The 17,640-nt window shown below is 61.4% G+C and carries 18 protein-coding genes; 12 read left to right on the top strand and 6 right to left on the bottom strand.

What is annotated here, in order from left to right; translation table 11 throughout:
- The first annotated feature begins 7 nt into the window (after window positions 1–7).
- From KHP07_RS20730 to KHP07_RS20720, 3 genes are all read left to right on the top strand, one after another.
- Window positions 8–931, top strand: a complete 924-nt coding sequence (locus tag KHP07_RS20730; protein ID WP_122725889.1) for an ABC transporter substrate-binding protein — start codon at window positions 8–10, stop codon at window positions 929–931.
- Window positions 932–1,070: 139 nt separating this feature from the next.
- Window positions 1,071–1,373: a type II toxin-antitoxin system RelE/ParE family toxin gene (locus KHP07_RS20725; protein WP_214497926.1), complete on the top strand. Its 303-nt coding sequence runs from the start codon at window positions 1,071–1,073 to the stop codon at window positions 1,371–1,373.
- 1 nt (window position 1,374) lies between these two features.
- Complete coding sequence (locus tag KHP07_RS20720) at window positions 1,375–1,740, top strand: addiction module antidote protein (protein WP_078049476.1); 366 nt, start codon at window positions 1,375–1,377, stop codon at window positions 1,738–1,740.
- 1 nt (window position 1,741) lies between these two features.
- Here KHP07_RS20720 and gudD read toward each other — a convergent pair whose 3' ends face one another.
- Window positions 1,742–3,067: a glucarate dehydratase gene (gene gudD, locus KHP07_RS20715; RefSeq protein WP_100490136.1), complete on the bottom strand. Its 1,326-nt coding sequence runs from the start codon at window positions 3,065–3,067 to the stop codon at window positions 1,742–1,744.
- A gap of 19 nt (window positions 3,068–3,086) precedes the next feature.
- The gene (locus KHP07_RS20710) at window positions 3,087–4,448 is read right to left on the bottom strand and encodes an MFS transporter (protein WP_214497925.1); all 1,362 of its coding nucleotides are present in this window, start codon (window positions 4,446–4,448) and stop codon (window positions 3,087–3,089) included.
- Window positions 4,449–4,787: 339 nt separating this feature from the next.
- On the opposite strand from KHP07_RS20710, the gene KHP07_RS20705 reads away from it, so the two are divergent.
- The gene (locus tag KHP07_RS20705; protein WP_214497924.1) at window positions 4,788–5,507 is read left to right on the top strand and encodes a FadR/GntR family transcriptional regulator; all 720 of its coding nucleotides are present in this window, start codon (window positions 4,788–4,790) and stop codon (window positions 5,505–5,507) included.
- A complete protein-coding gene (locus KHP07_RS20700) occupies window positions 5,504–6,211 on the top strand; it encodes a tRNA (adenine(22)-N(1))-methyltransferase (RefSeq protein WP_214497923.1) in 708 nt (235 codons plus the stop codon). The genes KHP07_RS20705 and KHP07_RS20700 overlap by 4 nt, the downstream gene beginning before the upstream one ends.
- On the opposite strand, the gene KHP07_RS20695 is transcribed toward KHP07_RS20700, so the two are convergent.
- On the bottom strand, window positions 6,180–7,094 hold the full coding sequence (locus KHP07_RS20695) for an AraC family transcriptional regulator (RefSeq protein ID WP_099492334.1): 915 nt from the start codon (window positions 7,092–7,094) through the stop codon (window positions 6,180–6,182). The genes KHP07_RS20700 and KHP07_RS20695 overlap by 32 nt on opposite strands.
- A 141-nt stretch (window positions 7,095–7,235) precedes the next feature.
- On the opposite strand from KHP07_RS20695, the gene KHP07_RS20690 reads away from it, so the two are divergent.
- The 5 genes from KHP07_RS20690 (at window position 7,236) to KHP07_RS20670 (ending at window position 13,587) form a co-directional block, all read left to right on the top strand.
- Window positions 7,236–8,318, top strand: a complete 1,083-nt coding sequence (locus KHP07_RS20690) for an aldo/keto reductase (protein ID WP_078049470.1) — start codon at window positions 7,236–7,238, stop codon at window positions 8,316–8,318.
- The gene (locus tag KHP07_RS20685; RefSeq protein ID WP_214497922.1) at window positions 8,315–8,800 is read left to right on the top strand and encodes a nuclear transport factor 2 family protein; all 486 of its coding nucleotides are present in this window, start codon (window positions 8,315–8,317) and stop codon (window positions 8,798–8,800) included. Before KHP07_RS20690 ends, KHP07_RS20685 begins: the two co-directional genes overlap by 4 nt.
- Before the next feature lie 76 nt (window positions 8,801–8,876).
- Entirely contained in the window at window positions 8,877–9,176 is a 300-nt protein-coding gene (locus tag KHP07_RS20680) for a DUF3144 domain-containing protein (RefSeq protein ID WP_214497921.1), read from the top strand.
- Between the two features lie 347 nt (window positions 9,177–9,523).
- Window positions 9,524–11,581 (top strand): methyl-accepting chemotaxis protein, encoded by a 2,058-nt coding sequence (locus tag KHP07_RS20675; RefSeq protein WP_214497920.1) that lies wholly within the window; start codon window positions 9,524–9,526, stop codon window positions 11,579–11,581.
- Between the two features lie 263 nt (window positions 11,582–11,844).
- A complete protein-coding gene (locus tag KHP07_RS20670; RefSeq protein ID WP_214497919.1) occupies window positions 11,845–13,587 on the top strand; it encodes an OPT family oligopeptide transporter in 1,743 nt (580 codons plus the stop codon).
- Between the two features lie 37 nt (window positions 13,588–13,624).
- Here the strand turns inward: KHP07_RS20670 and KHP07_RS20665 are convergent, their stop codons facing one another.
- Entirely contained in the window at window positions 13,625–14,065 is a 441-nt protein-coding gene (locus KHP07_RS20665; protein ID WP_214497918.1) for a hotdog fold domain-containing protein, read from the bottom strand.
- Between the two features lie 135 nt (window positions 14,066–14,200).
- Here KHP07_RS20665 and KHP07_RS20660 point away from each other — a divergent pair, with 135 nt between their 5' ends.
- On the top strand, window positions 14,201–14,824 hold the full coding sequence (locus tag KHP07_RS20660; RefSeq protein WP_214497917.1) for a TetR/AcrR family transcriptional regulator: 624 nt from the start codon (window positions 14,201–14,203) through the stop codon (window positions 14,822–14,824).
- Between the two features lie 68 nt (window positions 14,825–14,892).
- On the top strand, window positions 14,893–15,519 hold the full coding sequence (locus tag KHP07_RS20655; RefSeq protein ID WP_214497916.1) for a glutathione S-transferase family protein: 627 nt from the start codon (window positions 14,893–14,895) through the stop codon (window positions 15,517–15,519).
- 58 nt (window positions 15,520–15,577) lie between these two features.
- Here the strand turns inward: KHP07_RS20655 and KHP07_RS20650 are convergent, their stop codons facing one another.
- Both KHP07_RS20650 and KHP07_RS20645 read right to left on the bottom strand, forming a co-directional pair.
- Window positions 15,578–16,882, bottom strand: a complete 1,305-nt coding sequence (locus KHP07_RS20650; protein ID WP_214497915.1) for a CitMHS family transporter — start codon at window positions 16,880–16,882, stop codon at window positions 15,578–15,580.
- 41 nt (window positions 16,883–16,923) lie between these two features.
- Window positions 16,924–17,640 carry an ABC transporter substrate-binding protein gene (locus KHP07_RS20645; protein WP_214497914.1) on the bottom strand — a complete coding sequence of 239 codons (717 nt, stop codon included), beginning with the start codon at window positions 17,638–17,640 and terminating at the stop codon, window positions 16,924–16,926.

Here is a 17,640-nt window from a genome sequence, read left to right as displayed (position 1 = left end):
ATTTTCCATGATCAACCGTCGAACACTGCTGTCTTTGCTGGGCCTGGCCTCTCTTGCGCTGTATGGCCCATCGGCCGGCGCCGCCGAACCGCTGACCCTTACCGTGGGTGACCAGTTCTTCTCCAACCGCATCGTGCTGGAGCTGTCGGGCGAGCTGAAAGACTTGCCCTATAAAATCGACTTCAAGCGCTTCAACACCGGCTCGCCGGTGGCCTCGGCCGTGGCCAGCGGCGCGCTGGACGTAGGCATCGTCGGCGACACCCCGGTGATCAGCCTGGCCGCCAATGGCGCGCCGGTCAAAGTCGTCGCCAGCACCCAGACCAGCCTCGATGGCGTGGGCATCGTGGCGCGCAAGGGCATTCAGTCGGTGGCCGACCTCAAGGGCAAGACCGTCGCCATCTGGAACGGCTCATGGAGCCAGCAACTGGCGTATAAAGCGCTGGATGAAGCCGGGGTGCCGCGCAGCAGCGTCCACTTCAAATACCTGCTGCCGGCCGAGGCCAGCCTGGCGCTGACCCAGGGCGACATCGACGCCTTCGGCACCTGGGAACCCTACGTGTCGTTGCAGGAAAAAGAAGGCAGCACCCTGATCCGCAACGCCAAGGGCCTGATGAGCGCGCCCACCTACATCGTCGCCTACGAGCCGGCGCTGGCGCAGAAAAGCGCGATCATCAAGGACTTCATTGCCCGCTTGACCCGCGCCCGGGTGTGGAGCAACACCCACGTGGATGAGTACGCCGAAGCCTGGTCGAAGGCCAACCAGTCGGCGCCGGAAATCGCCAAAGTGTGGTTCAAGCGCGACGCGATCAAGGTGCTGCCGATCTCACCGACGATCATCAGCGAGGCCCAGGCCACGGCGGATTTTTTGGTGGATGCACAGATGCTGAAGCAGCGGTATGACGTGGCGCCGTTGTTTGATCGGGTGCTTTAAACGCGGGGGAAATAAGCGCTCACAGTATCCACCGGCTGTTTGTATAGGTGCTGAACTAGGATTTTTTACTCCGGCGCTCACCGGAAACAAAATTCCACTGGCATCGACAAGGAGTAGCCAGTAGGCTACAAGTGATACTGTGACTAATTCAATCGGCAGGACGCCGGAGTTTGATACATGGCTCGACGGTATGCGGGATATTTGGGGAAAAACGGCGATTCTTACTCGCTTGGATCGGGCAGAGGAAAACAATTTTGGGGATTGTGAATTCGTAGGTGACGGCCTGAGTGAGATGCTTGTGTTTGTCGGGCCCGGCTACAGGATGTATTTCGTGCGTACGGGAATCACTGCTTACCTGATGCTGTGGGGGAGCGATAAAACCGACCAGAAAAGAGGAATCAAGCGGGCAAAAGAGATTCTTGATGCCCTGAGAGGTAGATGAAATGAGCGAATCGAAATTCAAACCCGAGGATATGCCGATCCTCGATCTGGATACGTCCGGCACCCGCGGCTATGAAGCGTCGCGCTTCCTCGACAGCCCGGAAACCATCAGTGCGTATCTGGCGCAGAGCATGACGTCTCAAGACCCGCAGGTACTGATGAAGGCGCTTGCCGAGGTTGCCAAGGCCCAAGGCGTGAACAAAGTGGCGGAAGCGGCTGGGGTGAATCGGGAGAGTCTTTACAAAACCCTGAAGGGTGGCTCGAAGACGCGCTATGAAACGATCCAGAAGCTGATGCTGGCGCTAGGGGTTGAGCTGACTGTGCGGCCGATTGCAGGAGCGAGCAAGCCCGCCCCTACAAAAATCTGAATCAGCGCACCAGGCACGGCTGCTTGTTGTTGAAGCGCCACCCCGGAATCAAAAACTGCATCGCCACGCTGTCATCCCGCGCGCCGAGGCCCATGCCTTTGTACACCTCATGGGCCTTGGCCACGGCGTCCATGTCGATCTCCACCCCCAGGCCAGGCTTGCTCGGCACTTTTACATAACCCCCTTCGATTTTCAGCGGCGCCTTGGTCAGGTGCTGGCCGTCCTGCCAGATCCAGTGGGTGTCGATGGCGGTGATGTCGCCCGGTGCTGCGGCGGCGACCTGGGTGAACATCGCCAGGGAAATGTCGAAGTGGTTGTTGGAGTGCGAGCCCCAGGTCAGGCCCCATTCATGGCACATCTGCGCCACGCGTACCGAGCCCTGCATCGTCCAGAAGTGTGGGTCGGCGAGGGGGATGTCCACCGATTGCAGCTGGATCGCGTGGCCCATTTCGCGCCAGTCGGTGGCGATCATGTTGGTGGCGGTTTTCAGGCCGGTGGCACGGCGGAATTCAGCCATGACTTCGCGGCCCGAGTAGCCGTTTTCGGCACCGCAGGGGTCTTCGGCGTAGGCCAGTACGTGGTGCTGGTCGCGGCACAGGCGGATGGCTTCTTTCAATGACCAGGCGCCGTTCGGGTCGAGGGTGATACGCGCATCCGGGAAGCGTTCGGCCAGGGCGGTGACGGCTTCGATTTCTTCGTCGCCGCTCAGCACGCCGCCTTTGAGCTTGAAGTCATTGAAACCATATTTGGCTTTGGCGGCTTCGGCCAGGCGCACCACGGCGTCGGCCGTCAGCGCGGTTTCGTGGCGCAGGCGGAACCACTCATCGTCGCTGTCGGCTTCGTTGCGGTAGGCCAGGTCGGTGGCACCGCGGTCGCCGACATAAAACAGATAGCCGAGCATTTTTACCGCGTCGCGTTGCTGGCCTTCACCGAGCAAGGCGGCCACCGGGACTTCGAGAAATTGACCCAGCAGGTCAAGCAGCGCGGCTTCCATGGCGGTGACGGCATGGATGGTGATGCGCAGGTCAAAGGTCTGCAAACCACGACCCGCCGCGTCGCGGGAAGCAAAAGTGCTGCGCATCTGGTTGAGGATGCGCTGGTACTGGCCGATGGGTTGGCCGACCACCAGGCTGCGGGCGTCTTCCAGGGTTTCGCGGATGCGTTCGCCGCCGGGTACTTCACCCACGCCGGTGTTGCCGGAGCTGTCCTTGAGGATGACGATATTGCGTGTGAAGTACGGGCCGTGGGCGCCACTGAGGTTGAGCAGCATGCTGTCGTGGCCGGCGACGGGGATAACCTGGAAGTGAGTAACGACGGGCGTAGTCATGGCAAGTTCCTGAATAGTCTTAAAGAGGTTTGCTGAGGGCGACGCGGGTAGGCACGGCGCTCGGTGAAGTCAGCGCGGCAGAGGGCGCGGTCTTGGCGAAAAACACCAGGATCGCGGCGAGCACCGACGTGCCGGCCAGGCCATAGAGCCCGCCCTGGATCGAACCGGTGGTCTGTTCCAGGAAGCCGAAAGTGGTGGGCGCAACGAAGCCGCCCAGGTTGCCGATAGAGTTGATCAACGCGATCACGGCGGCGGCGATACGCACATCCAGGTAGCCCTGGGGAATCGGCCAGAACAGCGACGACGCCGACTTGAAACCGATGGCCGCGAAGCAGATCGCCACAAAGGCGAAGATCGGCCCGCCGGTGGTGGACATGAACATGCCCGCTGCCGCAATCAACAGCGCCGCCGCGACCCAGGCCTGCTGGAACTTGAACTTGCCCGACAGCGAGGCGAAGGCGTACATGGCGATGATCGAGATCAACCAGGGGATGGAGTTGAAGAAACCAACCTGTACATCACTCAGGTCGCCCATCTTCTTGATGATGCTCGGCAGCCAGAACGTCGCCGCGTAGATCGTCAGCTGGATGCAGAAATACAACGCGCAGAACAGCAGGATCTGGCGGTCCTTGAGCAGTTTGCCGAGGGTCGGCTTGACGCTGGTGAGGGCTTCACGGTCGCGCTGTTCCTGGTCGATGGCATTGACCAGCGCATCCTGTTCTTCGCGGGTCATCCATTTGGCGTCGTGGGGTTTGGAGTCCAGCCAGAACCACACAAAGAAGCCAATCACCACCGAAGCCAAGCCTTCAATGGCGAACATCCATTGCCAGCCGTGGAAGCCAAAGCCCTCTATCTGCAACAGCACGCCTGACAGCGGGCCGGAAATCAGCGACGCAACCGCCGAGCCGCTCAAAAAGATGGCGATGGCTTTACCGCGTTCCACGCCAGGCAGCCAGCGCGTGAAGTAGTAGATCACCCCAGGAAAGAAGCCGGCCTCGGCCACACCCAGCAGGAAGCGCAGGATGTAAAAGTGGGTTTCGTTCTGGATGAACGCCATCAGCGTGGCGACGATGCCCCAGGTGAACATGATGCGGGTCAGCCAGATACGCGCACCGACCTTTTGCAGCAGCATGTTGGAGGGCACTTCGAAGAGGGCATAGCCGATGAAGAACAGTCCGGCGCCGAAGCCATAGGCGGCGGCGCCAATGCCGAGGTCATGCTCCATGTGCGTGCGCACGAAGCCGATATTGACCCGGTCGATGTAGTTGAGGATGAACATGATCACGAACAGTGGCAGCACATGGCGCTTCACTTTGCTAACGGCGCGCGCGCGTACGGGATCACTTTCGGGTACGGCAGATACATGGATTGAATTGGTCACAATTCAAAACTCCCCCTGATTATTTTTATGCGGGTTTGCGTGTCTTGTTGATAGACATCATACAAGTAGGTTTCTTGAGACCGCAATCCAGGGGCGAGTGTTTTTCTTCTTATAATGCGGTGTGTCGGACAGAGGTTTTGGTTATTTGTGCAGCGTTTGCTAGGTGTTGTGCTGATTTTTTAACGAGATTCTTCCCGGTGGATGCCGTGAGGGGCGTACTTGTGACAATGAGCGTTAAGTTTGGTTGTCATACAAGTTAAGGGTTTTTTCAATCAACCCAGGTTTGACGCCGGACTGGGTGTTAAGCTCCGCACAGCTCAACCCCGTGGATCTGTTGCAATGCCCATTGAAAGTGGAATCCCCCTGCGTAAACGCTCCACCAACCTGGCCCAGGGCGTGGTCGATGCGCTGACCCAGCGCATCCTGCTCGGCCAGTTGAAACCCGGCGAAAAGCTGCCCTCGGAATCCACCATCGTGGCTGAGCATGGCGTGAGCCGAACCGTGGTGCGCGAAGCGATTTCCAAGTTGCAGGCGTCCGGTCTGGTGGAGACACGTCACGGCATCGGCACCTTTGTGCTGGAACAGCACGCCCAGAAGGGCCTGCGCCTGCATGTGGATACGGTAGCCAGCGTGCGCAACATGCTCGAGCTGCGCCTGGGCCTGGAGGTCCAAGCCGTCGCACTGGCGGCCTTGCGCCGAACCAACGAACAGCTGGCGCACATGCGCCAGGCGCTGGACGATTACCAGGCCTCCCTGGCCAACAACGACAGTTGCGTGGAGGAAGACAAACGCTTTCACCAACTGATCGCCGAGGCCACCGGCAATACCTTTTTCACTGAAATCATGCTGCACCTGGGCAATGCGATGATCCCGCGCACCCAGGTGAAGGGCGACGAACGTGGCGGCGCCGACTTTGCAAAGCTCGGCCAGTTGGCCAACCTGGAACATGAAGCGATCTTCAACGCGATCAAACGCCAGGACCCGGACGCTGCCCGCGCGGCCATGGTGTTGCATCTGACTAACAGCCGAGACCGTTTTTCGGGGGAGCAGGGGCGTTGAACGAACACACTTTATCCCTGCGTCTGGAGCGCGTCGCCGCCAATGTACCGGAGGGCGCGCGCCTGGCCGATATTGGCTCCGATCACGGTTATTTGCCGGTGGCATTGATGCGCCGTGGCCTGATCACGATGGCAGTGGCGGGGGAGGTCGCGACCACGCCCTTCCATGCGGCGCAACGTACCGTGAGCGACAACGGCCTGGAGCGGCAGATCACCGTACGTCTGGCCGATGGTTTGGCGGCCATGAAGCCCGATGACGGCATCACCGCGATCAGTGTGTGCGGCATGGGCGGCGAGACGATTCGCGACATTCTCGAAAGCGGTAAGCGGCACCTGAGCGGCCAAGAGCGATTGATCCTGCAACCCAACGGCGGTGAGCAACCGTTGCGCCAATGGCTGATGGACAACGGTTACTCGATCCTTCGAGAAGAGCTGCTGTGCGAAAACCGCTTTTACTACGAGATCATCGTCGCAGAGCGCGCCGGGCCAGTGGCTTACACCGCTGAGCAGCTGTACTTCGGGCCGCTGCAACTGCAGGCACACAGCCCGGTGTTCATTGCCAAATGGCAACGTATGTTGCACCAAAAGCGAAAGACCCTGGCCAGCCTGGAGCATGCACGACAGACAGTGCCGGAGGAGAAGGTGCAGGACATTGCTCGGCAGCTCGGGTGGATTACTCAGTTGTTGGCTGAACCTCAACCGTAGGCGCGTCACGGCGCAATCGACCGGCATCCTTGGCCGGCGGCAAACCAAACATGCGTACATAGTCACGGCTGAACTGCGAAGGGCTTTCATAGCCCACGCGAAAACCAGCACCGGCGGCGTCCACCGCCTCGGCGACCATTAATCGTCGGGCTTCCTGCAAGCGCAATTGGCTGCGAAATTCCAGCGGGCTCATGGAGGTGACCGCCTTGAAGTGAGCGTGGAAGGTGGAGCGGCTCATGCCCGCGATATCTGCGATGGCATCGATCCGGCAGGGTTCGTCGTAATGCTGCCGTAGCCACGCGATGGCTTTGGCGATCTGGTTGAGCCGGCTGTCGGCCTTGGCCACCTGCCGCACCGCGCCATGGCCGCTGCCGGTGAGCAATCGATAAAGCACCTCGCGAATCGTCAGCGGTGCAAGTTCTTGAATGTCTCTGGGTGCATCCAGCAGTTTGGCCAGGCGCACAGCCGCGTCCAGCAGTTCAGGCGTGGTGGCGTTGAGCTCGATGCCTGCGGTGGGCAGCGCGGGTTCATGCTCCGGCGCCGGGTGCCGCAGCGCCAGATCCGTCAACGCCGCCATGTCGAGGTCGAGTACCAGGCACAGATAAGGCGCGGCCTCGCTGGCCTCGATCACCGAACCCATTACGGGAATATCCACAGAGGCCACCAGGTAAGTGGCCGCGTCATACACGTAGGAGGTTGCGCCCGCGACCACCTGTTTGCGGCCCTGAACAATCAGGCACAGCGTCGGCACGTAGACAACCGGCATAGGCAACGTGGGCGTGCCCGAACGTACCAGGCTTACGCCGTCAATCGGTGTGGCGTGGGTGCCGTCGCTCGGTGCGTGACGGCTGATCAGCTCGATTAACTGTTGCAACGCATCCATGAGGGCTCCGGAGACAGGCGGATGAGCATAGCGCCCCGGACAATCGTGCAAGAACACGGGACGATCCTGTTACAGGCGGCGAGCCGGTGGGGGGCAGACTTGTCTTCACCGGCTTAACGCCATCGCTGACAGGAGTTCATCATGCCCACTCTCAACGCACTCGACCACTACCGCCTGCTCGGACGATCCGGTATGCGTGTTTCGCCGCTCGCCCTCGGCACCATGACGTTCGGCGCCGATTGGGGGTGGGGCGCGGATGAAAGCGAAGCACGCCAGATCTTTGATACCTACGTCGACCAAGGCGGCAACCTGATCGACACCGCCGTCAACTACACCAACGGGGCTTCGGAGCGCATCCTTGGCCAATTCCTCAAGGCCAAGCGTGATCGCCTGGTCGTCTCGACCAAATACACCATGGCCCGCGAGCCGGGCGACCCCAATTCCGGCGGTAACCATCGCATGAACCTGATGCGCTCGGTGGAGACCAGTTTGCGCCAGCTCGACACCGACCGCATTGAGTTGCTGTACCTGCATGCCTGGGATTTCACCACGGGCGTCGAAGAGGTCATGCGCGGGTTGGATGACTTGGTGCGCAGCGGCAAAGTGCTGTACTTGGGCATCTGCAATACCCCGGCGTGGAAAGTGGCCCAGCTACAAACCCTTGCCGAGCTGCGCGGCTGGTCGCCGTTGGTGGCACTGCAAATCGAATACAGCCTGGTCGAACGTAGCGTCGAACATGAACTGATCCCGATGGCCGCCGAAATGGGCCTTGGCGTGTTGCCCTGGTCACCGCTCGGCGGCGGAATCCTGACCGGCAAATACAGCCGCGACGATTTGAGCCAGGCCAGTGAGGCGAACGTGTCGGCAACGCGCAAGGGCGTGATCAGTTCATCGGGGCATATGAATGCTCGCTCACTGGAGATTGCCAGTGCGGTCACCGCCATCGCGGCCGAAACCGGCGCCACACCGTCCCAGGTCGCGCTCGCCTGGACGCTGTGCAACCCGGCCGTTGTTGCACCTGTGATGGGCGCCAGAACCTTGGCCCAGGCCCAGGATAACCTGGGGGCGCTGAGCATTGAGCTGGACGCTGAACATATCGCCAGACTCGATCGGGTCAGTGCGCCCGAGCCGATCTTTCCGGAGCGTTTCGTTGCCCGGCCGATGGTGCAGCAATTGATTTTCGGCGGTGCTCGGCTTCAGCCCCAGAAGGCGTACCTGAAATGAAACGATCAATCTTTCAACACGTGGTCTTGGTCATCCTGCTCGGCATGGGGTCGTGTTCGGCTCATGCCAATACGCAAGTCGAGGACCGCAACAAGCAGCGCGTGACTGAAGCCTTCGAGCGTTGGCGCGGCGGTGGCACCACTTTTTTCAGCGACATGCTGACGCCGAATGTCATCTGGACGATCAAGGGTTCAGGCCCTAGTGCGGGGGTTTATCGAGGCGTCGATGCGTTTGTCGACGGCGCAGTAAAGCCGTTCGTGTCGCGCCTATCCCGCCCGGTCAGGCCTGTGAGCCAGCAGGTCTGGGCTGACGGTGATCACGTGATTATTCAGTGGGAGGGCGCAGGTGTTGCGCGTGACGGTCAGGCCTACCGCAACAGTTATGTCTGGATCTTTCATATGCGCGATGGCAAAGCCTTCGAGGTGACCGCCTTTCTGGACTTGACCCCTTATGACGATGTGTTGCGGCGTATCCCGGAGTGACAGGGTGATTGCTGACAGCGGTCAGTCGTGCATGCTCCAATGGCCGACTTACGACTGATCACCCAGGTAACACGCAATGGCAGATGCTACTGACTCCACCTTCTACGACCGCGCCGACGCGCACATCGAATTGTCGAACGAGCAACTTCAGGCTCACGAAAACCTCGGCCAGGTCAGCGCCTCGATGATGTTCGGCACCACGCGCTTCAATGCCTGGGCCAGCGCGCGCAACTTCAAGTCCGGCGCGGAAATGGCCGAGGCGCGGGAGGCGCTGTTGAAGTACTTCTGTGACCAGTACCGGATGATGCTTGAGGATAATCTGGATGATCACATCAATCATTTCGACCGGTACATGGGCGTGAAACAGCCGGAGTGAGCATCGAGATGTGGGCGCTGGCTGGCCTGCGATGGCGGTGGGCCAGTTGCACTTAAGTGTCTGCTGCACCGCTTTTGCAGGCAAGCCAGCTCCCACACTGGATGTGCGTGGTTTTTGAGATGTGCGCCATTAGTTACAGGGGGGGGCGCTGCGATGAGTGTTTTTGCCCCATTTTTGGGCGATTTACGTTAATTGTTGGGTGCGAACCCGTCTATTCTCTGGCTTCATCCAGCGGCCCATATCTTGCTAGAGCCTTCCCAATCAATGACATGGCATTTTGCCGTTAGTCATTTCAAGGCTTCACCCCGCGGTGCACCGCGTGGGTCGTTTTTGGGGAGTGGTTGGACATGCACAGCCTTTTATCACCGGGTATCCGCCTGTTGGGGCGATTCGGCTTTGCGCGTAAATTCCAGATTCTGTTTTTCCTGTTCATGCTGCCCCTGGCGGGTAGCCTGTGGATGATCGGCTCGGACTATCGTGACAAATTAACCGTGATTTCCAGCGAGCAGTCCGGCGTCCGGCAATTGTTGGCCCTGGACGCGCTGGATGGCCAGTTGACGGCCCAGCGTAATCTGGCCGCACGCTGGAAAGCGGCGGATATCCTGCACGCCCCGACGCCGGCGGCGAAGGCGGCGATGGACAAGGTCGATGCCAATTTCCCGCTGATCCAGCAAAGCCTGCAAGCCTTGGGCGACGCGCTCAACGCCCAGCACGCCAGCGCCGACATCCTGACCCGCTTTGAAGCCTTGCAGGCCACGGTCAAGGGCATGGACTCTCAATCCCTGCGCACGGTGGGCTGGTGGCCGGACGGTTATGACCGTTTCACCTCGGCGCTCACCGCCATGCAAACCCTGCGCGAGCAGATCACCCTGGATGCTGGCCTGATCCTCGACCCGTGGCTGGAAACCTACCTGCTGATGCAGATTTCGACCCAACACACCCCTGACCTGATCGAGCGTATCGGGCGCATGGCCAGTGTCGGCCAGTCGTCTATCGCGTCGGGGCAGTTCACGTTGCAAAGCCGCTTGCAGATGCGGGACCTGCGCGGTCGGATCGGCGACGCGCGGGACCAGTTGGTCAAGGCGGCAGCCTCGCTCAAGGCCAAGCAATACGCCGGTCTTGAACCCTGGACCGCGCAGTACGACGACAGCCTGCAACGGCTGGACAACGAACTCAAGGTGCTCGATGACGGCGTTTTCGGCGGCACCATCAAGCTCGACACCGCAGGCTTCGAACGCAGTGTCGACGCGATGCTCGACAGCCTCGGCGCGCTGCGTAACCAGTCGCTCCATTCGCTGGACGCGCGCCTGGCTTACTACCGTGATCGTTCGCTGCAGAAATTCATTCCCGTCGCCGCGACGTTCAGCCTGCTGGCCTTGGCCGCGCTTTACCTGTTCATATGCCTGCAAGCCTCGATTCGCCGCAGTGCCAGTGGCATCACCACGCTGGCCGAGTCCCTGCGCGACGGCAACCTGTGCGTCGAGGTGGCGGTGGAAGGGCGTGACGAACTCGCGGCCATCAGCACCGCGCTCAACGTCGCGGTGGTGCAACTGCGCACCAGCCTGCTGGGGGTCAACCACGAGACGCAGCAACTCGGCTCGGCGGTGCTCACCCTCAATTCGCAATCGGGCAGCACCCTCACCGAAGTCGAAGACCAGCAACTGCAAATCAGCCAGATCGCCGCCGCCGCGACCCAGTTGGCGGCCACCTCCCTGGGCGTCGCCAAAAGCTGCGAACAGGCCTCGGGCAGTGCCCAGCAAACCCGGCGTATTGCCGAAGACAGCAGCCGTGACAGCCAGCGCACCACGGCCAGCATCCAGCAACTCAACCTGCGCCTGACCGACACCGCCGATGCGCTGGAGCAGGTCAGCCAGCAGGGCCAGCAGATTCAGTCGGTGGTCGACACCATCCGTGGCATTGCCGAGCAGACCAACCTGCTGGCGCTCAACGCCGCGATCGAAGCCGCCCGCGCCGGTGAGCAGGGCCGGGGGTTTGCCGTGGTGGCCGATGAAGTGCGCAGCTTGTCGCAACGCACCCAGGCGTCTACGGCGCAGATCGCCGGCACGGTCGACAGCCTGCGCGCCACGGTCAGCCAGGCGGTCACGTTGATGGGCGCCGCGTGTGAACAGGCACTGACGGATGCTGAATCCGTCACCGGGCTGGGCACACGTTTGGGCGAGATTGCCGGTGCGGTGCAACACGTCACCGACACCCTGGCGCAAATCGCCACCGCCGTAGAGGAACAAGCGGCGACGGCAGATGAAGTGAGCGGCAATATCCAGCAAGTGGACCAGGCGGCCGGGCGTTTGCTCGACGGCGCGCGGGCAGTGAACCGGGCGGCCGACACCTTGAGCAAAGGCAGCCAGGCATTGAGCGACAACACCGCGCGGTTTCGCCTGGGCTGAGCAGGTTTTTGTGGTGACCAGGCTTCCAGTGGTGAGCGGGCTCGATGTGGTGAGCGGGCTTGGTGTGGTGAGCGGGCTTGCCCCGCGCTGGGCTGCGCAGCAGCCCTAAATTCTGGCGACTCGGTTCAACTGACGATGCGCGGTGTTATTAATGGGGCAGCTTCGCAGCCCAGCGCGGGGCAAGCCCGCTCACCACAGGAACCTTCGGCTTCTACAGGGCTCACTTACTAGGTCGCCCTGTTTCGTCGCCGAAAGGACTCCGCATGACTTCAGCCCCGCCAACGACCCTCCCGCACGGCCCCGTCACCCGCGAACTCAGCCTGCGCGCCGTCATCACTGGCAGTGTCCTCGGCATCCTGCTCACGCCGTCCAATGTCTACGCCGGGTTGAAAATCGGTTGGTCGTTCAACATGTCGATCATCGCGCTGTTGATCGGCTACGCCATCTTTCAAGGAGTGGCCAAGCGTTCCACCGACCACCTGCCGTGGACCTTGCATGAAAGCAACATCAACCAGACCGTCGCCTCGGCCGCTGCTTCAATCATTTCCGGCGGACTGGTAGCGCCGATCCCGGCCTATACCTTGCTGACGGGCAACCAGTTGGACGCTATCCCCATGATTGCCTGGGTGTTCTCGGTGAGTTTCCTGGGCATCTGGATCGCCTGGTATCTACGGCCCTCGTTGCTGAATGACAAGGCGCTGAAATTCCCCGAGGGCATGGCCACCCTGGAAACCTTGCTGCACATCTACAACCATGGGCGCGAAGCCGCGACGCGCTTGAAGGTGCTGCTCAGCGCCGCGTTGCTCTCCGGGCTGGTCAAGTGGGTCGATACTTTTATGTGGGCCTTCCCGCGCTGGTCGCCCAGCGCTCAGTTGGAGCGCCTGACCTTCACCGCCGACCCTTCGCTGTTGCTGGTGGGCTTCGGCGGTATCATCGGCATTCGTGTGGGCCTGACCCTGCTGCTCGGCGCCTTGCTCGCGTGGGGTGGCCTGGGCCCCTGGTTGTTGGCGCAACACCTGGTGACCTTGCCTGCGGGCAGCAGCGGCCCGCAGTTCGCCGCGTTGGTGGAGTGGTTGCTGTGGCCGGGCGTGAGCTTGATGGTGTGTTCCACCTTGGCCTCGCTGGCGATTCGTTTGTGGGCGTTGTACCGATCAACGCACTCCGACGGCGAATCGACCTGGACGGTGCCCAAGCCCGGCCCCGCCGCGGGATTTGCGTTGTCGATCATCCTGGTGGTGAGCCTGCAGGCATTGCTGTTCGGCATCAACCTGTGGATGGCGTTGCTCACCATCCCATTGGCGATCTGCCTGGCCGCCGTCGCCGCGCGCGTGGTGGGGGCCACCGGCATTCCGCCCATCGGCGCCATCGGGCAGCTGTCCCAATTGAGCTTTGGCATCGTCGCGCCAGGGCAGGTGCCGATCAACCTGATGAGCGCCAACACCGCCGGCGGCTCGGCCGGGCAGTGCACCGACCTGATGAATGACTTCAAAGTGGGCAAGGCCATTGGCGCCACACCCCACAAGCAAGTGATCGCGCAGATCCTGGGGATTTTCATCGGCAGCATCGTTGGCGTATTTGCCTACCTGGCACTGATCCCCGACCCGCAATCCATGCTGCTCACCGAAGAGTGGCCGGCACCGGCAGTCGCCACCTGGAAAGCCGTGGCGCAAACCCTGACCCATGGGCTCGATTCGCTGTCGACCAGCATTCGCTGGGCAATCGCCATTGGCGGCCTGGTCGGCGTGCTGCTGGGCATCCTCGACAGCACCTTGCCCGCCCATCGCGCCCGTTACTTGCCGAGTGCCGCGGCCTTGGGCCTGGCCTTTGTACTGCCGGCCTCGGTGTCGCTGATGATGGCCCTGGGCGCGATCCTCACCTGGCTGGTGAGCTGCCGCTGGCCGAGCCTGACCGAACGCTTCGCGATAACTGCCGCCGCCGGGTTGATCGCAGGAGAAAGCATCACGGGCGTGGGGGCATCGTTGTGGTCGATGGTGGGGAGTGGGTGAAGCGTGGCTCGGCAATGGCCGAGCCTGTCGATGACGGCTAGGCGATTTTTACGTTCATGGTGATCTTCGCCGTGAACACCTTCACTTCGCCTTCATCGAAGATATCCACCGGTACGAGCTTGTCCCCCGCGGTTGACCAATCAATGCCACTGCCGTCCGCCACCGCGCGGATATTCGACTTGGCCTTTGCCAGGTACTCCACGGTCATGCCTTTGGGAATCCATCTGGCACCGGGCGGGATCGACACGTCGGTCATCGTCCCACCTGCCAGCTCGGCCGCGTTGCACAAGGCGATGGCATGCACGGAGGCGAGGTGGTTGGTGATTTCCTTGCGAAACGGCACGTTCACCACGGCATGCCCTGGGCGCAGTTCGGTGATTTCAGGGTTGATGGTACTGAAGTAGGGCGCCACCTGGCAGGCCATTTGGCTGAACGCTGCAGGGCCTACGCTGTTGAACATGCTGAGAAACTGACTCATGGATTATCCTCCTGATGGGCTTACGGAATAAAATTCTGTAACAGAACAATATTCTGTTAATTCCAAGGGTGTCAAGCCATGCCTTCTCTAGCGACTGCTGTACCTTTAAACTCCGCACATTTGGCGAGCCACTCCATGCACGCACCTGATCTGATCGAGCGCACCTTTGCGGGCAAGCGCAGCGACCTCAAACGCAGCATCCTGCGCGAGGCCCTGGCCAGCTTTAACGAGGTCGGTATCGAAGCCACCAATATCGAAACCATCCGCGCGCGGTGCGAGACCAGCGTGGGCGCCATCTACCATCATTTCGGCAATAAGGAAGGCATTGTCGCCGCGCTGTTTTTTGCCGCGCTGGAGGACCAGGCGGCCTTGCGAGATCGCTACCTGCAGCAGGCGCAAACGCCGCAGGCAGGCGTGGAGGCGCTGGTGCGCAGTTACGTGGAATGGGTTGACGCGCAACCTGAATGGGCGCGCTTCATGTTCCAAAGCCGCTTCGCCGTCGCCAACGGCCCGCACAAGGATGAACTGCTCACCCGTAACAAACAGCGCAACCGGCAATTGACCGAGTGGATGAGCGACGAAGGCCGTCGCGAGGCGTTCAGCCATATCCCTGCCGAGCTTTTACTGTCGCTCATCATCGGTTCGGCCGAAAGCTACGCCCGGGCGTGGCTGTCCGGGCGGGTCAAGAAAAGCCCGAAGGACTATGCGCAGTTGCTGGCACAGGCGGCGTGGGCGTCGATCAACGCGGCAGATATTTAATTGTTGGCACTCCCCGGCACTGGCGTAGTCTCTTTCCAAGACACCCCCCAGGCCCTTCGGAGTACAGCATGATCATCGTCCACCACCTCAACAACTCACGCTCGCAACGCATCCTGTGGCTGCTCGAAGAACTCGGCCTGCCCTACGAAATCAAGCGCTACCAGCGCGACCCCAAGACCAATCTCGCACCGCCCGAGCTCAAGGCCATTCACCCACTGGGCAAATCCCCGGTAATCGAAGACGACGGCCAAGTGCTGATCGAATCCGCCGCCATCATCGACTACCTGATCCGCCGCCACGGCCACGGGCGCCTGCAACCGGACCCTGCCAGCGCCATCTATGACAAGTACGTGCAATGGCTGCACTTCGCCGAAGGCTCGGCCATGTTGCCGTTGATGCTCAACCTCTACGTCGGCCGCCTCGGTGATGCCGGTGCGCCGTTGCACCCGCGCATCGAATCGGAAGTGGCCAACTACCTCGGTTACCTGAACGACGTGCTGGGGCAGGCGCCGTACCTGGTGGGCGATGAGCTGAGTGGCGCGGATATCCAGATGAGCTTTATCGGCGAAATCGCCAAGGCCCAGGGCAAGCTGCAGGCCTACCCGAACCTGGCGGCCTGGGTGGCAAACTTCCAGGCGCGGCCTGCGTATCGCAAGGCGGTGGAGCAGGGTGGGGAGTATGCGTTTGCCAAGTGATGTGAACTAAGCGAGGCGGGCCCGGTTGATCATCCACGTGGCCCGCCTCTGATTTCATTCAGGTGAGCAGCGTGACCGCCCCGGTCAGCAACGACACCCCGATCATCAACAGCGAGAGCAAAACCGCCCACTTGATCGTGCTCTTCTGAAAGTCCCCCAGGTCCCGGTCGATCATGCCGACCAGCAACAAGGTCGACGCCACCAGCGGGCTGATCTGATGCACGGGCTGGCCGAGCACCGATGCGCGGGCGATGTCCATCGGGCTGATGCCATACGCCGCCGCGGCGTTGGCCAGGATCGGCACCACGCCAAAGTAATAAGCGTCGTTGGATAGCAAAAACGTCAGCGGCATGCTGGTGATCGCCACCACCAGGGGGAACAGGTGCCCCCAGGACGGCGGGATGGCATGGACCAGCAATTGGGCAATCGCGTCGACCATCTTGGTGCCGGAAAAGATCCCCGCAAATACCCCGGCTGCAAACACCAACAGCACCACGACCATGGCATTCCCTGCATGGGCGAGCATCCGTTCTTTCTGCAGGTTCAGGCGCGGGTAGTTCATCACCAGCGCCACCATGAAGCCCAGCAGAAAACTGATCACCGAATTCAGCAGACCGGTGACCAGGCACACCATCACGATCAATACGAGGATCAGGTTGGGCACCACCATCCGTGGTTTTTTATGTTCTCCCTGGCCGATGATCGATTCGATGTAGCAATCATCGCCGCCACTGGCCAGGTTCACCACGCCCAGGCGCCTGCGCTCTCGCCGCCCCAGCAGGAATGCGGTATAGAGCACACCGAGCGCACCCACTGCCATGGTCGGTAGCAAGGGGATGAAGTACTCGGCGGCATCCAGCCCGAGTACGGCGATCACGCGTGTGGCCGGGCCACCCCAGGGGGTCATACCGCCCATGACGCTGAGCGACAACACGCACAGGCTCGCCAGGATCATCGGGTTCATGCCGATCCGCTTGTACAGCGGCAGCATCGCCGCGCAGGTGATCATGTAGGTGGTGGTGCCGTCGCCATCCAGGGCGGTGGTCAGCGACAGGATCGCGGTGCCCATGGCGATCTTGACCGGGTCACCGTTTACCACCCTGAGGATCAGCTTGATCATGGGGTCGAACAAGCCGGCGTCAAACAGCACGCCAAAAAACAGAATCGCGAACAGCAACAAGGCAGCCGATGGCGCGACCATCTTGATGCCATCGAGCATCATTTTGTCAGTGGTGAGCGCGAAGCCTGCCAGGATCGAAAAGATCACTGGCACCACGACCAACGCCACAATCGGCGAAAGCCGCTTCGCCATGATCAGGTAGGTAAACACCACGACCATCAATAAGCCGAGAAATGCCAACATGTCAGGTACTCTTGTTTTTATTGGGGACGTCGCAGGCGCTGTCAGTGGGCGACGGTGGCACCCACGATGCCGTGGCGCTCGAGGGCTTCGGCGACGAAGCCGCTAGCCTTGGCCCGCTCGACGAATTGGTACAGCACGTCAGCGGCTTCCTTGCCATACGCACGGGGAACGCCCATGGCCTGGCGGATCTGCATGAAGCGCCCCGGCAGCAAGCGCAGCCCGGGGAACCGCGCGGCATCGAACTCCAACTGCTGCTTCACGCCCGCCGCCACATTGGCGCCACTGGCCAGGAAAGTCTCGACGACGGTAGGCGAGGTGGGTGAGCGAACAATCGTGGCGTGCTTGAGCTCGCGGGTCAGGTACAAGTCATAGGCGCTGCCTTTGCCCACCACCAGTTCAATCCCCGGCATGTCGACTTGGGCATTGTCGTCCAGGGGTGAGTCCTCCCGGACCAGGTAGCAGCCTTCGATCAACACGTAGGGCTTGGTAAAGGCCAGTTGCTCGTCCCGCGCCGGGTCAATGGCGAAGAAGCCGAAATCGGCACGGCCTGCGCAAACCGCCGCAACCGATTCGCCGGCACTCTTGAACACGCACAGCTGCAGTGTCAGCCCGAGCTCGGCGGCGAAGGCGTGGGCCAGGTCCACCGATACGCCAGCCGCCTGGCCGACGTCATCCAGACGCGCGAGGATGGGGTTGCCCACATTGATCGAGGCGCGGAGCACGCCGGTGGGCGCCAGTAGGCGAGGGGATCGGCTCAT

The sequence above is a fragment of the Pseudomonas sp. VS40 genome (genome assembly GCF_018587885.1).
In the GTDB taxonomy this organism is placed as follows: Bacteria; Pseudomonadota; Gammaproteobacteria; order Pseudomonadales; family Pseudomonadaceae; genus Aquipseudomonas; species Aquipseudomonas pergaminensis.
This window is presented reverse-complemented; position numbering and strand designations above follow the sequence as displayed.

Bases quoted from the DNA above. Each gene is read 5' to 3' on its own strand.
- KHP07_RS20645 (WP_214497914.1), bottom strand. From the start codon at position 17,640: ATGAGCCGATCCCCTCGCCTACTGGCGCCCACCGGCGTGCTCCGCGCC.
- KHP07_RS20675 (WP_214497920.1), top strand. From the start codon at position 9,524: ATGCACAGCCTTTTATCACCGGGTATCCGCCTGTTGGGGCGATTCGGC.
- KHP07_RS20690 (WP_078049470.1), top strand. From the start codon at position 7,236: ATGCCCACTCTCAACGCACTCGACCACTACCGCCTGCTCGGACGATCC.
- KHP07_RS20655 (WP_214497916.1), top strand. From the start codon at position 14,893: ATGATCATCGTCCACCACCTCAACAACTCACGCTCGCAACGCATCCTG.
- KHP07_RS20665 (WP_214497918.1), bottom strand. From the start codon at position 14,065: ATGAGTCAGTTTCTCAGCATGTTCAACAGCGTAGGCCCTGCAGCGTTC.
- KHP07_RS20680 (WP_214497921.1), top strand. From the start codon at position 8,877: ATGGCAGATGCTACTGACTCCACCTTCTACGACCGCGCCGACGCGCAC.
- KHP07_RS20720 (WP_078049476.1), top strand. From the start codon at position 1,375: ATGAGCGAATCGAAATTCAAACCCGAGGATATGCCGATCCTCGATCTG.
- KHP07_RS20705 (WP_214497924.1), top strand. From the start codon at position 4,788: ATGCCCATTGAAAGTGGAATCCCCCTGCGTAAACGCTCCACCAACCTG.
- gudD (WP_100490136.1), bottom strand. From the start codon at position 3,067: ATGACTACGCCCGTCGTTACTCACTTCCAGGTTATCCCCGTCGCCGGC.
- KHP07_RS20695 (WP_099492334.1), bottom strand. From the start codon at position 7,094: ATGGATGCGTTGCAACAGTTAATCGAGCTGATCAGCCGTCACGCACCG.
- KHP07_RS20685 (WP_214497922.1), top strand. From the start codon at position 8,315: ATGAAACGATCAATCTTTCAACACGTGGTCTTGGTCATCCTGCTCGGC.
- KHP07_RS20730 (WP_122725889.1), top strand. From the start codon at position 8: ATGATCAACCGTCGAACACTGCTGTCTTTGCTGGGCCTGGCCTCTCTT.
- KHP07_RS20670 (WP_214497919.1), top strand. From the start codon at position 11,845: ATGACTTCAGCCCCGCCAACGACCCTCCCGCACGGCCCCGTCACCCGC.
- KHP07_RS20660 (WP_214497917.1), top strand. From the start codon at position 14,201: ATGCACGCACCTGATCTGATCGAGCGCACCTTTGCGGGCAAGCGCAGC.
- KHP07_RS20650 (WP_214497915.1), bottom strand. From the start codon at position 16,882: ATGTTGGCATTTCTCGGCTTATTGATGGTCGTGGTGTTTACCTACCTG.